Origin of the sequence: Chthonobacter rhizosphaerae (assembly GCF_013839525.1) — a bacterium.
In the GTDB taxonomy this organism is placed as follows: domain Bacteria; phylum Pseudomonadota; class Alphaproteobacteria; order Rhizobiales; family Pleomorphomonadaceae; genus Chthonobacter; species Chthonobacter rhizosphaerae.
Genome location: NZ_JACDIS010000006.1, coordinates 320,305 through 334,768, shown reverse-complemented (window position 1 = coordinate 334,768; position 14,464 = coordinate 320,305). Strand labels below are relative to the sequence as shown.

15 protein-coding genes are annotated in these 14,464 nt (G+C 66.7%); all 15 read left to right on the top strand.

Features of this window, described 5'->3' with window-relative positions; translation table 11 throughout:
* Positions 1-149 precede the first annotated feature (149 nt).
* Positions 150-515, top strand: a complete 366-nt coding sequence (locus tag HND91_RS13500; protein WP_181707158.1) for an NADH-quinone oxidoreductase subunit A — start codon at positions 150-152, stop codon at positions 513-515.
* On the top strand, positions 506-1,084 hold the full coding sequence (locus HND91_RS13495; protein ID WP_425485456.1) for a NuoB/complex I 20 kDa subunit family protein: 579 nt from the start codon (positions 506-508) through the stop codon (positions 1,082-1,084). Before HND91_RS13500 ends, HND91_RS13495 begins: the two co-directional genes overlap by 10 nt.
* 94 nt (positions 1,085-1,178) lie before the next feature.
* Positions 1,179-1,784 (top strand): NADH-quinone oxidoreductase subunit C, encoded by a 606-nt coding sequence (locus HND91_RS13490; RefSeq protein ID WP_181707091.1) that lies wholly within the window; start codon positions 1,179-1,181, stop codon positions 1,782-1,784.
* A gap of 38 nt (positions 1,785-1,822) precedes the next feature.
* Positions 1,823-2,215, top strand: coding sequence for a four helix bundle protein (locus HND91_RS13485; RefSeq protein ID WP_075214661.1), 393 nt, complete (start codon positions 1,823-1,825; stop codon positions 2,213-2,215).
* A gap of 45 nt (positions 2,216-2,260) precedes the next feature.
* Positions 2,261-3,445 carry an NADH-quinone oxidoreductase subunit D gene (locus HND91_RS13480; RefSeq protein WP_181707090.1) on the top strand — a complete coding sequence of 395 codons (1,185 nt, stop codon included), beginning with the start codon at positions 2,261-2,263 and terminating at the stop codon, positions 3,443-3,445.
* Entirely contained in the window at positions 3,445-4,122 is a 678-nt protein-coding gene (gene nuoE / locus HND91_RS13475; protein ID WP_181707089.1) for an NADH-quinone oxidoreductase subunit NuoE, read from the top strand. The genes HND91_RS13480 and nuoE overlap by 1 nt, the downstream gene beginning before the upstream one ends.
* A gap of 58 nt (positions 4,123-4,180) precedes the next feature.
* A complete protein-coding gene (nuoF, locus tag HND91_RS13470; protein WP_181707088.1) occupies positions 4,181-5,470 on the top strand; it encodes an NADH-quinone oxidoreductase subunit NuoF in 1,290 nt (429 codons plus the stop codon).
* Positions 5,471-5,535: 65 nt separating this feature from the next.
* Positions 5,536-7,635: an NADH-quinone oxidoreductase subunit NuoG gene (nuoG, locus tag HND91_RS13465; RefSeq protein ID WP_181707087.1), complete on the top strand. Its 2,100-nt coding sequence runs from the start codon at positions 5,536-5,538 to the stop codon at positions 7,633-7,635.
* A gap of 13 nt (positions 7,636-7,648) precedes the next feature.
* The gene (gene nuoH, locus HND91_RS13460) at positions 7,649-8,698 is read left to right on the top strand and encodes an NADH-quinone oxidoreductase subunit NuoH (protein WP_181707086.1); all 1,050 of its coding nucleotides are present in this window, start codon (positions 7,649-7,651) and stop codon (positions 8,696-8,698) included.
* 1 nt (position 8,699) lies between these two features.
* The gene (locus tag HND91_RS13455) at positions 8,700-8,939 is read left to right on the top strand and encodes a hypothetical protein (RefSeq protein ID WP_181707085.1); all 240 of its coding nucleotides are present in this window, start codon (positions 8,700-8,702) and stop codon (positions 8,937-8,939) included.
* An 89-nt stretch (positions 8,940-9,028) separates the two neighbouring features.
* Positions 9,029-9,517 carry an NADH-quinone oxidoreductase subunit NuoI gene (gene nuoI, locus HND91_RS13450; protein WP_181707084.1) on the top strand — a complete coding sequence of 163 codons (489 nt, stop codon included), beginning with the start codon at positions 9,029-9,031 and terminating at the stop codon, positions 9,515-9,517.
* Between the two features lie 295 nt (positions 9,518-9,812).
* Entirely contained in the window at positions 9,813-10,424 is a 612-nt protein-coding gene (locus HND91_RS13445; protein ID WP_181707083.1) for an NADH-quinone oxidoreductase subunit J, read from the top strand.
* Positions 10,425-10,464: 40 nt separating this feature from the next.
* Positions 10,465-10,773 carry an NADH-quinone oxidoreductase subunit NuoK gene (gene nuoK, locus HND91_RS13440; protein ID WP_181707082.1) on the top strand — a complete coding sequence of 103 codons (309 nt, stop codon included), beginning with the start codon at positions 10,465-10,467 and terminating at the stop codon, positions 10,771-10,773.
* 14 nt (positions 10,774-10,787) lie between these two features.
* Positions 10,788-12,929, top strand: a complete 2,142-nt coding sequence (gene nuoL / locus HND91_RS13435) for an NADH-quinone oxidoreductase subunit L (protein ID WP_181707081.1) — start codon at positions 10,788-10,790, stop codon at positions 12,927-12,929.
* Positions 12,929-14,455, top strand: coding sequence for an NADH-quinone oxidoreductase subunit M (locus HND91_RS13430; RefSeq protein WP_181707080.1), 1,527 nt, complete (start codon positions 12,929-12,931; stop codon positions 14,453-14,455). Before nuoL ends, HND91_RS13430 begins: the two co-directional genes overlap by 1 nt.
* Positions 14,456-14,464: the final 9 nt, after the last annotated feature.

Below are 14,464 nucleotides of genomic sequence, written 5' to 3'. Positions count from 1 at the left end.
CGTTGCGATGACGGGATACGAGGGCCGCACGTCGTCCGTTGATCCTTTACCTTCGTCCGCTATCTCGACGGTCGGACATGAAGGTCGGAAAATCGGGCGAGACGGTGGCGACCCCCGGTGGACTTCCCGGTCCGACGAATGGGGTCATCATGCAAGAGCTCTTGAGAGACTACCTCCCCATCATCATATTCCTCGGGGTGTCGCTCGCCATAGGCCTCGCGCTTCTGGTTTCGCCATTCCTCCTGGCGTTCAAGAGTCCCGACCCGGAAAAGCTCTCGGCCTACGAATGCGGGTTCAACGCGTTCGACGACGCCCGAATGAAGTTCGACGTCCGGTTCTATCTGGTGTCGATCCTCTTCATCATCTTCGACCTTGAAGTCGCTTTCCTGTTCCCCTGGGCCGTCGCCTTCAACGACGTCGGGGTGTTCGGCTTCTGGTCGATGATCGTGTTCCTGGGCGTGCTCACGATCGGCTTCATTTACGAATGGAAGAAGGGAGCCTTGGAATGGGATTGATCGGTCAAGAGCCGCTCGTCGCCCCCGCTCCGAAGGGTATCATCGATCCGAACACCGGCCGCCCGGCTGGTGAGAACGACCCGTTCTTCCAGGAGATCAACGCCGAACTCGCCGACAAGGGCTTCCTCGTCACGGCGACCGACGACCTGATCACCTGGGCGCGCACGGGCTCGCTGATGTGGATGACGTTCGGCCTCGCCTGCTGCGCGGTCGAGATGATGCAGATGTCCATGCCGCGCTACGACGCCGAGCGCTTCGGCTTCGCGCCGCGCGCCTCGCCGCGGCAGTCCGACGTGATGATCGTCGCGGGCACGCTGACCAACAAGATGGCTCCGGCGCTGCGCAAGGTCTACGACCAGATGCCGAACCCGCGCTACGTCATCTCGATGGGCTCGTGCGCCAACGGCGGCGGCTACTACCACTACAGCTACTCGGTGGTGCGCGGCTGCGACCGCGTGGTTCCGGTGGACATCTACGTCCCCGGCTGCCCGCCGACGGCGGAGGCGCTGCTCTACGGCGTGCTGCTCCTCCAGAAGAAGATCCGGCGCACCGGCACGATCGAGCGCTGAGTTCGACAAGACGAGGGGAGGGCGATCCGTCGCCCTTCCGCCTTGAGACACCTAAGGTCCGGCGCGCCCGCCGGACAACCGAGGCATCGACACGATGACCGTAGCCTTGCAGGAGATCGCGGAACACCTGAAGTCGGCGCTGCCCGGCACGACGCTGGACCATGAGATCGCCTTCGGCGACCTCACCGTCCATGTTCAGGCCGAGGACATCATCGCCGTCCTGAAGGTGCTGCGCGACGATCCGAAGCTGGCCTTCATCAGCTTCATCGACATCTGCGGTGTGGACTACCCGTCCCGCGAGAAGCGGTTCGACGTGGTCTACCACCTCCTGTCGCCGCGCCTGAACACCCGGATCCGCCTGAAGGTCCAGACGGACGAGTCGACCCCCGTGCCGAGCGCCTGCTCGGTGTTCATCGGCGCCGACTGGTTCGAGCGGGAGGCCTACGACCTCTACGGCATCCTATTCTCCGACCATCCGGAGCTGCGGCGCATCCTCACCGACTACGGCTTCGACGGCTACCCGCTGCGCAAGGACTTCCCGCTCACCGGCTTCGTGGAGGTCCGCTACGACGACGAGCAGAAGCGCGTGGTCTACGAACCCGTCCGCCTGACCCAGGAATTCCGCAACTTCGACTTCCTGTCCCCGTGGGAAGGGACGGAGTACGTGCTGCCGGGGGATGAGAAGGCGAAGACGAACTGAGGCAGTAGGGAATAGGCAGTAGGCAGTAGGACCCGCGGATGTCCGGCGACGAGAGCATCCAGTCCTACCGGGATCTGAAGGTTTGGAACGCAGCTATGGATTTGGCCGTCGATTGCCACAAGGCGACAAAGCTGTTTCCCCGCGATGAGCTGTTCGGGCTCGTGTCGCAGATCCGTCGTGCCTCCTCGTCCGTTCCCGCCAACGTTGCCGAAGGCTACGGACGCGACAGCGCCGGCAGCTACGTCAATCATCTGAGGATCGCGCAGGGGTCGCTGAAGGAACTCGAAACTCACATCATTCTCGCAGGCCGTGTCGGCCTGCTGGGCACGGAAACGGTGGAACGCATGTTGAACAACGCCGATCAGATCGGGCGCATGCTCCGATCGTTGATCCGGTCGGTCCAGTCGAAGTCGACGGAGCCGCGGCGATGATCCTACTGCCTACTGCCTACTGCCTACTGCCTGAAGGCCACTCCCATGCCAGAAGCTGAAGTCCGCAACTTCAACATCAACTTCGGCCCCCAACATCCGGCTGCGCACGGGGTGCTCCGCCTCGTCCTCGAGCTCGATGGCGAGGTGGTCGAGCGGGTCGACCCGCATATCGGGCTCCTGCACCGGGGCACCGAGAAGCTGATCGAGGTGAAGACCTATCTCCAGGCGATCCCCTACTTCGATCGTCTCGACTACGTGGCGCCCATGTGCCAGGAGCACGCGTTCTGTCTCGCGGTCGAACGGATGACGGGCATCGAGGTTCCGCGCCGCGGCCAGCTTATTCGCGTGCTCTACGCGGAGATCAGCCGCATCCTGTCGCATCTCCTCAACGTCACCACGCAGGCGATGGACGTGGGCGCGCTCACGCCGCCGCTGTGGGGCTTCGAGGAGCGCGAGAAGCTGATGGTCTTCTACGAGCGCGCGTCCGGCAGCCGCATGCACGCGGCCTACTTCCGGCCGGGCGGCGTTCACCAGGATCTGCCGCCGCAGCTGATCGAGGACATCTGGGACTGGTGCGACCCGTTCCTGCAGACCCTCGACGACCTGGACGCGCTGCTGACCGAGAACCGCATCTTCAAGCAGCGCAACGTGGACATCGGCGTCATCTCGCTCGACGACTGCTGGGCCTGGGGCTTCTCCGGCGTGATGGTCCGCGGCTCCGGCGCCGCCTGGGATCTGCGCAAGAGCCAGCCCTACGACTGCTACGCCGAGATGGATTTCGACATTCCGATCGGCAAGAATGGCGACTGCTACGATCGCTACCACATCCGCATGGAAGAGATGCGGCAGTCGGTGCGGATCATGAAGCAGTGCATCGAGCGCCTGCGGGTGGAGAAGGGCCACGTCGTCTCCACCGACGGCAAGATCGCGCCGCCGCGCCGGTCCGAGATGAAGCGCTCCATGGAGGCGCTCATCCACCACTTCAAGCTCTACACCGAGGGCTTCCACGTGCCTGAAGGCGACATCTATGCCGCCGTCGAGGCCCCGAAGGGCGAGTTCGGCGTCTACCTGGTCTCGGACGGCACCAACAAGCCCTACCGCTGCAAGATCCGCGCCCCCGGGTTCGCGCATCTGCAGGCCATGGATTACCTGTGCCGCGGTCACCAGCTCGCCGACGTTTCGGCGGTGCTCGGATCGCTGGACATCGTGTTCGGAGAGGTCGACCGCTGATGGCCGTTCGTCGTCTGCACCATGAACAGCCGCCGTCCTTTGCCTGGACCGCCGAGAACGCGGCCTGGGCCGAGGTGGTGATCAAGCGCTACCCGCCGGGCCGGCAGGCCTCGGCCGTGATCCCGCTGCTGTGGCGGGCGCAGGAACAGGAGGGCTGGGTCACCAAACCGGCCATCGAGTTCATTGCGGAACAGCTCGGCATGGCCTACATCCGGGTTCTTGAGGTGGCGACCTTCTACACCATGTTCCTGCTGCAGCCGGTGGGGAAGAAGGCGCATATCCAGGTGTGCGGCACCACGCCCTGCCAGCTGCGCGGGGCGGAGGACCTGATCAAGGTCTGCAAGAGCCGCATCGCCGCCCATCCGTTCGAAATGTCGCCCGACGGCGCCTTCTCCTGGGAGGAGGTGGAATGCCTGGGCGCGTGCGTGAACGCCCCCATGGTGCAGGTCTTGAAGGACACCTACGAGGACCTGACGCCGGACAGCCTGAACGCGCTCATCGACGGCTTCGCGAGCGGCAACCCGCCCGCGCCCGGGCCGCAGAACGGCCGGCAGTATTCCGCCGCCGAGGGCGGCGAGACGACCCTGACCGACCCGTCGCTCTACGACGGTTCGGTCGTCGGCAAGTACAAGGTTCCGGCCGACGCCCCCGCCGAGGGCGGCGACAAGCCGGCGTGAACGGATTTCGCGTGACGGGAACTGGTACGGGTTTTCGCGCCGCGAGGAGCAGGTGACCATGCTTCAGGACAAGGACCGCATCTTCACGAACATCTACGGCCGCCATGACTGGGGGCTGCAGGGGGCGTTGAAACGCGGCCAGTGGGACGGCACCAAGGACATCCTCGCCAAGGGCCGCGACTGGATCATCAACGAGATGAAGGCATCGGGCCTGCGTGGCCGCGGCGGCGCCGGCTTCCCCACCGGCCTCAAGTGGTCGTTCATGCCCAAGCAGTCGGACGGCCGTCCGCACTACCTGGTGGTGAACGCCGACGAGTCCGAGCCGGGCACCTGCAAGGATCGCGAGATCCTGCGCCACGACCCGCACCACCTGGTGGAGGGCTGCCTGATCGCCGGCTTCGCGATGGGCGCGCACGCCGGCTACATCTACGTGCGCGGCGAGTTCATCCGCGAGCGCGAGCACCTGCAGGCTGCGATCGACCAGGCCTATGACGCGGGGCTGATCGGCAAGAACGCCTGCGGCTCGGGCTGGGATTTCGACCTCTACGTCCACCACGGCGCCGGCGCCTACATCTGCGGCGAGGAGACGGCCCTGCTCGAGTCGCTCGAGGGCAAGAAGGGCCAGCCGCGCCTGAAGCCGCCGTTCCCGGCGAACGTCGGCCTTTATGGCTGCCCGACCACGGTCAACAACGTGGAATCGATCGCAGTGGCGCCCACGATCCTGCGCCGCAGCGGCGCGTGGTTCGCGGGTCTCGGCCGGCCGAACAACACGGGCACCAAGCTCTTCTGCGTCTCCGGCCACGTGAACAAGCCGGCGACCTTCGAGGAGGAGCTCGGCATCCCGTTCCGCGAGATGATCGACAAGCACTGCGGCGGCATCCGCGGCGGCTGGGACAACCTGCTCGCCGTGATCCCCGGCGGCTCGTCGGTGCCCTGCGTGACGGCGGAGAACATCATCGACGTGCCGATGGACTTCGACAGCCTGCGCAACCTCGGCTCCGGCCTCGGCACCGCGGCGGTGATCGTCATGGACAAGTCCACCGACATCATCAAGGCGATCGCCCGGCTCTCCTACTTCTACAAGCACGAGAGCTGCGGCCAGTGCACCCCCTGCCGCGAGGGCACGGGCTGGATGTGGCGCGTGATGGAGCGCCTCGTGAAGGGGCAGGCCCGCCCGGAGGAGATCGACATGCTCTTCCAGGTGACCAAGCAGGTGGAAGGCCACACGATCTGCGCCCTCGGCGACGCCGCCGCGTGGCCGATCCAGGGCCTCATCAAGAACTTCCGTCCCGTCATCGAACAGCGCATCGCGTCCTACGCGAGCGCGCAGCGGGTGGCGGCGGAGTAATTCGAATTCGGCGCGGGCAGCCCTGAACGGGCGTCTCGACGCAGCTGAAGGTTTGGAAGACCGAGATGGCCAAGCTCATCGTCGACGGCGTTGAAATCGAAGTCGCTCCGGAAGCGACCCTGCTGCAGGCCTGCGAAGAGGCCGGCGCCGAGGTGCCGCGCTTCTGCTTCCACGAACGGCTGTCCATCGCCGGCAACTGCCGCATGTGCCTCGTGGAGGTGAAGGGCGGTCCGCCGAAGCCGACCGCCTCTTGCGCCATGCAGGTCAAGGACCTCCGCCCCGGCCCGAACGGCGAGCCCCCGGTGGTGCTCACCAAGTCGCCGATGGTGAAGAAGGCCCGCGAGGGCGTGATGGAGTTCCTGCTGATCAACCATCCGCTCGACTGCCCGATCTGCGACCAGGGCGGCGAATGCGACCTGCAGGACCAGGCCATGGCCTATGGCGTGGACTCGTCCCGCTTCGCCGAGAACAAGCGCGCGGTGGAAGACAAGTACATCGGCCCCCTGGTCAAGACGATCATGACCCGGTGCATCCACTGCACCCGCTGCGTCCGCTTCACCACGGAAGTCGCCGGCGTCACCGACCTCGGCTTGATCGGCCGCGGCGAGGACGCCGAGATCACCACCTATCTGGAGCAGGCGATGTCGTCCGAGCTCCAGGGCAACGTGATCGACCTCTGCCCCGTGGGCGCGCTCACCTCCAAGCCCTACGCCTACCAGGCCCGGCCGTGGGAGCTATCGAAGACCGAGTCCGTCGACGTGATGGACGCGGTCGGCTCCGCCATCCGGGTGGACGCGCGCGGCCGCGAGGTCATGCGCATCATGCCGCGCCTCAACGAGGCGGTGAACGAGGAGTGGATCTCCGACAAGACCCGCTTCGTCTGGGACGGCTTGAAGACCCAGCGCCTGGACCGGCCCTATGTGAAGACCGGCGGCCGCCTGAAGCCGGCCTCCTGGGGCGAGGCCTTCCAGGCCGTCAAGGCGAAGGTGTCCGCCACGTCCGCCGACCGGATCGCGGCGCTCGGCGGCGATCTGGCCTCGGTGGAGGAGCTCTACGCCCTCAAGTCGCTGATGACGGCTCTCGGCTCGCCGCACACGGACGCCCGCCAGGACGGCACCCGGCTCGATCCGGCGCTCGGCCGCGCCACCTACCTCTTCAACCCCACCATCGAGGGGATCGAGGCGGCGGACGCGATCATCATCATCGGCTCCGACCCGCGCCACGAGGCGGCGGTGCTCAATGCCCGCATCCGCAAGCGCTGGCGCATGGGCAAGCTGCCGATCTTCGTCATCGGCGAGCCGCTGAACCTCACCTATCCGTACACCTATCTCGGCGCCGGTCCGGAGACCCTCTCCGAACTCGCCGGCCTGCACAGCCACGCGCTGGAGGCCCTCAACGGGGCCGAGCGTCCGCTGGTGCTGGTCGGCCAGGGCGCGATCGCGCGGCCGGACGGCCTCGCGGTGCTGTCCGCCGCCGCCAAGCTGGCGGTGGAGATCGGGGCCGTCACCGACGCCTGGAACGGCTTCGCCGTGCTGCACACGGCGGCGTCCCGCGTGGGCGCCCTCGACGTCGGCTTCGTGCCGGGTCCGGGCGGCCGCGACACCGCCGGCATCGTGGCGGCAGCCGGGGAGGGCGCGCTCGACGTGGTCTTCCTGCTTGGCGCGGACGAGATCGACACGGCCGCCCTCGGCAACGCCTTCGTGGTCTACATCGGCAGCCACGGCGACGCCGGCGCCCACCGGGCGGACGTGATCCTGCCGGGCGCCGCCTACACGGAAAAGTCGGGCACCTACGTGAACACGGAAGGCCGCGTGCAGATGACCGCGCGCGCCACCTTCCCGCCGGGCGAGGCCCGCGAGGACTGGGCCATTCTGCGCGCCCTCTCGGACGTGCTCGGAAAGCGCCTGCCGTTCGACAGCCTGTCGCAACTGCGTGCGAAACTCTATGCCGAGGTGCCGCACCTCGCCGCCGTGGACGAGATCCAGCCGGGCAACCCCGGCGACGTCGCCAGCCTCGCGGCGATCGGCGGCGCCTTGGACCGGGCGCCCTTCACGTCCACCATCAAGGACTTCTACCTGACTAACCCGATCGCCCGCGCGTCGGCCGTCATGGCCGAGTGCTCGGTGCTCGCCAAGGGGTCGCTCGAGGCCGCAGCGGCGGAGTGAGGACGAAAACACGATGAACGTCTGGTCCGACATTCTCTGGCCCGTGCTCGTCATCGCCGCGCAGAGCGTGCTTCTGCTGGTGGTGCTCCTGGTGCTCGTGGCCTACCTGCTCTACGCGGACCGCAAGGTCTGGGCGGCGGTGCAGATCCGGCGCGGCCCCAACGTGGTCGGGCCCTTCGGCCTGTTCCAGTCCTTCGCGGACCTTCTGAAGTTCGTCCTCAAGGAACCGGTCATTCCGTCCGGCGCGTCGAAGAGCCTGTTCCTGCTCGCCCCGCTCGTCACCTGCACGCTGGCGCTCCTCGCCTGGGCGGTGGTGCCGGTGGCGGACGGCTGGGTGGTGGCCGACATCAACATCGGCATCCTGTTCATCTTCGCGATCTCGTCGCTGATGGTCTACGGCATCATCATCGGCGGCTGGGCGTCCAACTCGAAGTACCCCTTCCTGTCGGCGCTCCGCTCGGCGGCCCAGATGGTGTCCTACGAGGTCTCGATCGGCTTCGTGATCATCACGGTGCTGCTCTGCGCCGGCTCGCTCAACATGACCGAGATCGTCCGCAGCCAGGACACCGGCCTCGCCGACATGATCGGCCTGCCGTTCCTGGAATTCCTGAACTGGTACTGGCTGCCGCTCTTCCCGATGTTCGTGATCTTCTTCATCTCGGCGCTGGCCGAGACGAACCGCCCGCCGTTCGACCTGGTCGAGGCGGAATCGGAACTGGTCGCGGGCTTCATGGTGGAGTACGGCTCGACGCCCTATATGATGTTCATGCTCGGCGAGTACGTGGCCATCGTGACCATGTGCGCCCTCACCGCCATCCTGTTCATGGGTGGCTGGCTGCCGCCGCTGGACATCCCGCCCTTCAACTGGATCCCGGGCGTCATCTGGTTCACCGCCAAGACGTGCCTGGTGTTCTTCTTCATCGCCATGGCGAAGGCCATGGTCCCCCGCTACCGCTACGATCAGCTCATGCGGCTCGGCTGGAAGGTCTTCCTGCCGATCTCGCTCGCGATGGTCGTGATCGTCGCCGGCGTGCTGCAGCTCACCGGCTGGGCGGGGAGCTGACATGGACCTGCCGCTCTCCGGGGTCATCGGCGCCGCCGTCGGTCTCGGGGTCGGCATCCTCGACTTCGCGGTCATCGCCGCGCTCGTCCGCCGGACCCTCGGCCGGATGAACGCGACGCCGGATCCGAAGCGAATGGATCTGGTGATGCGAGGCCTCTTCGTGGTGAACGCCCTGGTGTTCGCCGGCCTCGGCTGGTGGGTGGGCGTGTCGGTGTCGGGGCTCGGCGCCGCCGGGCCCTGACGCGTAGACGACCGACGACAGAACGACGACGAGACGACACGCGGGCGCCGATCGCGGCGACCGAAGGACAAGACGAGGACCAACCGACGATGGCCATCGACGCCGTTGCGCGCTCTCTGCTCCTGAAGGAGTTCGTGTCCGGGTTCTTCCTGGCCATGCGCTACTTCTTCAAGCCGAAGCCGACCATCAACTACCCGTTCGAGAAGAACCCCACCTCGCCGCGGTTCCGCGGCGAGCACGCGCTGCGCCGCTATCCCAACGGCGAGGAGCGCTGCATCGCCTGCAAGCTGTGCGAGGCCGTCTGCCCCGCCCAGGCCATCACCATCGAGGCCGGCCCGCGCCGCAACGACGGCACCCGCCGCACGACGCGTTACGACATCGACATGGTGAAGTGCATCTACTGCGGCTTCTGCCAGGAGGCCTGCCCGGTGGACGCCATCGTGGAGGGCCCGAACTTCGAGTTCGCCACGGAGACCCGCGAGGAGCTCTACTTCAACAAGGAGCGGCTGCTCGCCAACGGCGACCGCTGGGAACGCGAAATCGCCCGCAACATCCGCGAGGACGCGCCGTACCGCTGAGGGGGGAGGGGGCGGACGGGCGGCTGAGGTCGCGGTGCACCCCCCCACCCCAACCCTCCCCCTCAAGGGGGGAGGGAGGAGGCCAACGGCAAGGGCCGTCGGGATCCTATGTGCGGCTAAGCCGCTGATTAAGTTGCCGTCCTTTCAGAATGGGGCGGCTCCCTCCCCCCTTGAGGGGGAGGGTTGGGGTGGGGGGTGCCACCGCGGCCTTCGTCGAAGGTTCGCATTCCCCTTGCCGTACAAAACGAACACCAGGCGGCGGAGCCATCGCCGCCACGGGGGCCGGGACGAGACGATGATCGAAGCTTTCTTCTTCTACCTCTTCGCCGCGATCACGATCGCGTCCGCCGTGATGGTCATCTCGGCCAGGAACCCGGTGCATTCCGTGCTGTTCCTGATCCTCGCCTTCGTCAACGCGGCGGGCCTGTTCATGCTGGCGGGGGCGGAGTTCCTCGCCCTTATCCTGATCGTGGTCTACGTGGGCGCGGTGGCGGTGCTCTTCCTCTTCGTCGTGATGATGCTCGACGTGGACTTCGCCGAACTCCGGCAGGGCTTCCTCCAGTACCTGCCCGTCGGCATGCTGGTCGGCGTGATCTTCCTCGCCGAACTGCTGTTCGTGGTCGGCGCCTGGGTGATCGCCCCGCACGTGGCCGGCGGCACGGCGGCGCCGATCCCGGACATGAACGAGGTCTCGAACATCGAGGCGATCGGCCGGCTCCTCTACACCCGCTACGTCTACTTCTTCCAGGCGGCGGCCATGGTGTTGCTGGTCGCGATGGTCGGCGCCATCGTGCTGACGCTGCGGCACAAGGCGAACGTCAAGCGCCAGGACATCAACGTCCAGGTCGCCCGCAACCGCGCCACCTCCATGGAAATCAAGAAGGTCGAGCCGGGCCGCGGTCTCTGATCCGCCCCGCCCGAACACGATCAACCACAAGGCACCGCCCATGGTCATCGGTCTCTCCCACTACCTCTCGGTCGCGGCGATCCTGTTCACGCTCGGGATCCTCGGCATCTTCCTCAACCGGAAGAACGTGATCGTCATCCTGATGTCGATCGAGCTGATCCTCCTCGCGGTGAACCTCAACTTCGTGGCCTTCTCGGCCCAGCTCAACGACCTGGTCGGCCAGATCTTCGCGCTCTTCGTGCTCACGGTCGCCGCCGCCGAAGCCGCCATCGGCCTTGCCATCCTGGTGGTCTTCTTCCGCAACCGCGGCACGATCGCGGTGGAAGACATCAACATGATGAAGGGCTGAGGAGACCCGATCCGATGTATTCCCTCATCGTCTTCCTGCCGCTCGTCGGCTTCCTGATCGCGGGCGCCATCTCCCTCTGGGGCGCCCGGACCACCATTCCGGCGCCGGCCGGCGGCGCGCACGGTCATCACGGCCACGATCACGCCGTCCACGCCCACGCGGCGCATGACGAGCATGCCCATGCCAGCCACGCCCATGACGACCACGCCCACGATGACCACGCCCACGGCGGCCATGACGACCATCACGCGGTCGAGCCGGCGGCTCCCGCGTCGCGCCCGGCGGAGCTCATCACCACGGGCCTCCTGATCGTCTCGTGCCTTCTCTCCTGGGTGGCCTTCCTGACCGTCGGCTTCGGCGAGACCGAGGCCTTCCGGGTGCCGGTCGCCGAGTGGATGACCTCCGGCTCGCTGGTGGTGGACTGGTCCTTCCGCATCGACACGCTGACCGTGATGATGCTGATCGTGGTGACGACCGTGTCGTCGCTCGTCCACGTCTACTCCATCGGCTACATGCACGAGGATCCGGCCCGGCCGCGCTTCTTCGCCTACCTGTCGCTGTTCACCTTCGCCATGCTGATGCTGGTGACGAGCGACAACCTCGTCCAGATGTTCTTCGGCTGGGAGGGCGTCGGTCTGGCGTCCTACCTGCTGATCGGCTTCTGGTACAAGAAGCCGTCCGCCTCGGCCGCCGCCATCAAGGCGTTCGTGGTCAACCGCGTCGGCGACTTCGGCTTCGCGCTCGGCATCTTCGGCGTCTTCTACCTGTTCGGCTCGGTCGGCCTCGACGCCATCTTCGCCAACACGGAGGCGGTGGCCGAGCGGACCATGACCTTCCTCGGCGCCGAGTGGCACGCCCTGGAGATCGTCACCTTCCTGCTGTTCATCGGCGCCATGGGCAAGTCGGCGCAGTTCCTGCTGCACACCTGGCTGCCGGACGCCATGGAAGGCCCGACCCCCGTGTCGGCGCTCATCCACGCCGCCACCATGGTGACGGCCGGCGTGTTCATGGTGGCGCGCCTGTCGCCGCTGTTCGAGCAGGCCCACGGCACGCTGACCTTCATCACCTTCATCGGCGCCACCACGGCCTTCTTCGCCGCCACGGTCGGCCTCGTCCAGAACGACATCAAGCGGGTGATCGCCTACTCCACCTGCTCGCAGCTCGGCTACATGTTCGTGGCGCTGGGCGTCGGGGCCTACGGGGCGGGTGTGTTCCACCTGTTCACCCACGCCTTCTTCAAGGCCCTGCTCTTCCTCGGCGCCGGCTCGGTCATCCACGCCATGCACCACGAGCAGGACATGCGGATGATGGGCGGCCTGCGCTCCAAGATCCCGCTCACCTACTGGACCATGGTGATCGGCACGCTCGCCATCACGGGCGTCGGCATCCCGCTCACCCACATCGGCTTCGCCGGCTTCCTCTCGAAGGACGCCATCATCGAGAGCGCCTACGCCGGCCATAACGGCTTCGCCGGCTACGCCTTCATGCTGACGCTGATCGCGGCCGCCATGACGTCCTTCTACTCCTGGCGGCTGATCTTCCTCACCTTCTTCGGCACGAGCCGGGCCGACCGCCACACCTTCGAGCACGCCCACGAAAGCCCGCGGGTGATGCTGATCCCGCTCGCCCTCCTGTCGGTCGGCGCGGTGCTCGCCGGCATGGTGTTCTACGAGGCCTTCGTCGGCGAGGCGCAGGCGGAGTTCTGGAAGGGCTCGCTCTTCTACGGCCCTGAGAACCACATCCTGCACGACATGCACGAGGTGCCGGCCTGGGTGAAGGCGTCGCCCTTCTTCGCCATGCTCCTCGGCCTCGGCGTCGCCTACTGGTTCTACATCGCCGATCCGGAGCAGCCCAAGCGGCTCGCCGCCCGGCATGACGCGCTCTACCAGTTCCTGCTCAACAAGTGGTACTTCGACGAGCTCTACGACATCCTGTTCGTGCGCTCGGCCAAGGCCCTCGGCCGCTTCTTCTGGAAGGCCGGCGACGGCATGGTCATCGACGGCCTCGGCCCGAACGGCGTCGCCGCCCGCGTCCAGGACGTCTCGGCCCGGGTCGTCCGGCTCCAGACCGGCTACGTCTACCACTACGCTTTCGCCATGCTGATCGGCGTCGCCGCCCTCATCACGTGGGCCATGTTCGCCGGGGGGATCAACTGATGGGCGGACTGCCGCTTCTCTCTCTCGTCACCTTCCTGCCGCTCGCCGGCGTCCTCTTCATCCTGTTGGTGAGGGCGCAGGACGAGGCCGCGGTGATGAACATCCGGCGCGTCGCGCTGATCACAACGCTGTTCACCTTCGTCCTGTCGCTCTTCATCCTCGGCGTCTACGACCCGTCCAACCCCGGCTTCCAGCTGGTGGAGGAGAGCGCCTGGATGGGCGGCTTCTTCGCCTATCGCATGGGCGTGGACGGCATCTCGGTGCTCTTCGTCCTCCTCACCACCTTCCTGATGCCCTTCTGCATCCTGGCGAGCTGGCACGCGGTGGAGCACCGGGTGAAGGAGTACATGATCGCCTTCCTGGTGCTCGAGACGCTCATGATCGGCGTCTTCTGCGCCCTCGACCTCGTGCTCTTCTACGTCTTCTTCGAAGGCGGCCTGATCCCGATGTTCCTCATCATCGGCGTCTGGGGCGGCAAGCGGCGCGTCTACGCCTCCTACAAGTTCTTCCTCTACACCCTGCTCGGCTCGGTGCTGATGCTGCTGGCCATGATGGCCATGTACTGGCATGCAGGCACCACCGACATCGTCCGCCTCCTGGAGACCGACTTCCCGGCCGGCATGCAGACGTGGCTGTGGCTCGCCTTCTTCGCCTCGTTCGCGGTGAAGATGCCCATGTGGCCGGTCCACACCTGGCTGCCGGACGCCCACGTGGAGGCGCCCACCGCCGGCTCGGTCATCCTCGCCGGCATCCTCCTGAAGATGGGCGGCTACGGCTTCCTGCGCTTCTCGGTCCCGATGTTCCCGCTGGCGAGCGCCGACTTCGCGCCGCTCGTCTTCACCCTCTCGGCCGTCGCCATCGTCTACACGTCGCTGGTGGCGCTGATGCAGGAGGACATCAAGAAGCTGATCGCCTACTCGTCGGTCGCCCACATGGGCTACGTGACCATGGGCATCTTCACGATGAACGTGCAGGGCATCCAGGGCGCCATCTTCCAGATGATCTCCCACGGCTTCGTCTCCGGCGCACTCTTCCTCTGCGTCGGCGTCGTCTACGACCGCATGCACACGCGCGACATCGACGCCTACGGCGGCCTCGTCAACCGCATGCCGGTCTACGCCTTCGCCTTCCTGGTCTTCACCATGGCGAACGTGGGCCTGCCCGGCACGTCCGGCTTCGTCGGCGAGTTCCTGACGCTCCTCGGCGCCTTCCAGGTGAACACGTGGGTGGCCTTCTTCGCCACCACGGGCGTGATCCTGTCGGCCGCCTACGCCCTCTGGCTGTTCCGCCGGGTGGTGTGGGGCACGCTCTCCAAGGCGTCGCTCCAGGGCATCATGGACGTGGACCGGCGCGAGATCGCCATCCTGGCCCCGCTCGTGATCCTGACGATCTACTTCGGCGTCTACCCGGTGCCGATCCTCGACGCCTGCGCGGCGTCGGTGGAAGCCCTCGTCCGCAACTACCAGGCCGCCATCGAGGCGGCGTCCCAGACGGCGGCGCTCGCCCCGTCGGCGCTCGCCCACTGAGGCAGGAAC

What these genes read in the sequence shown, in the direction of transcription:
- HND91_RS13500 (WP_181707158.1), top strand. Translation starts at nt 150, where the DNA reads ATGCAAGAGCTCTTGAGAGACTACCTCCCCATCATCATATTCCTCGGG.
- HND91_RS13495 (WP_425485456.1), top strand. Translation starts at nt 506, where the DNA reads ATGGGATTGATCGGTCAAGAGCCGCTCGTCGCCCCCGCTCCGAAGGGT.
- HND91_RS13490 (WP_181707091.1), top strand. Translation starts at nt 1,179, where the DNA reads ATGACCGTAGCCTTGCAGGAGATCGCGGAACACCTGAAGTCGGCGCTG.
- HND91_RS13485 (WP_075214661.1), top strand. Translation starts at nt 1,823, where the DNA reads ATGTCCGGCGACGAGAGCATCCAGTCCTACCGGGATCTGAAGGTTTGG.
- HND91_RS13480 (WP_181707090.1), top strand. Translation starts at nt 2,261, where the DNA reads ATGCCAGAAGCTGAAGTCCGCAACTTCAACATCAACTTCGGCCCCCAA.
- nuoE (WP_181707089.1), top strand. Translation starts at nt 3,445, where the DNA reads ATGGCCGTTCGTCGTCTGCACCATGAACAGCCGCCGTCCTTTGCCTGG.
- nuoF (WP_181707088.1), top strand. Translation starts at nt 4,181, where the DNA reads ATGCTTCAGGACAAGGACCGCATCTTCACGAACATCTACGGCCGCCAT.
- nuoG (WP_181707087.1), top strand. Translation starts at nt 5,536, where the DNA reads ATGGCCAAGCTCATCGTCGACGGCGTTGAAATCGAAGTCGCTCCGGAA.
- nuoH (WP_181707086.1), top strand. Translation starts at nt 7,649, where the DNA reads ATGAACGTCTGGTCCGACATTCTCTGGCCCGTGCTCGTCATCGCCGCG.
- HND91_RS13455 (WP_181707085.1), top strand. Translation starts at nt 8,700, where the DNA reads ATGGACCTGCCGCTCTCCGGGGTCATCGGCGCCGCCGTCGGTCTCGGG.
- nuoI (WP_181707084.1), top strand. Translation starts at nt 9,029, where the DNA reads ATGGCCATCGACGCCGTTGCGCGCTCTCTGCTCCTGAAGGAGTTCGTG.
- HND91_RS13445 (WP_181707083.1), top strand. Translation starts at nt 9,813, where the DNA reads ATGATCGAAGCTTTCTTCTTCTACCTCTTCGCCGCGATCACGATCGCG.
- nuoK (WP_181707082.1), top strand. Translation starts at nt 10,465, where the DNA reads ATGGTCATCGGTCTCTCCCACTACCTCTCGGTCGCGGCGATCCTGTTC.
- nuoL (WP_181707081.1), top strand. Translation starts at nt 10,788, where the DNA reads ATGTATTCCCTCATCGTCTTCCTGCCGCTCGTCGGCTTCCTGATCGCG.
- HND91_RS13430 (WP_181707080.1), top strand. Translation starts at nt 12,929, where the DNA reads ATGGGCGGACTGCCGCTTCTCTCTCTCGTCACCTTCCTGCCGCTCGCC.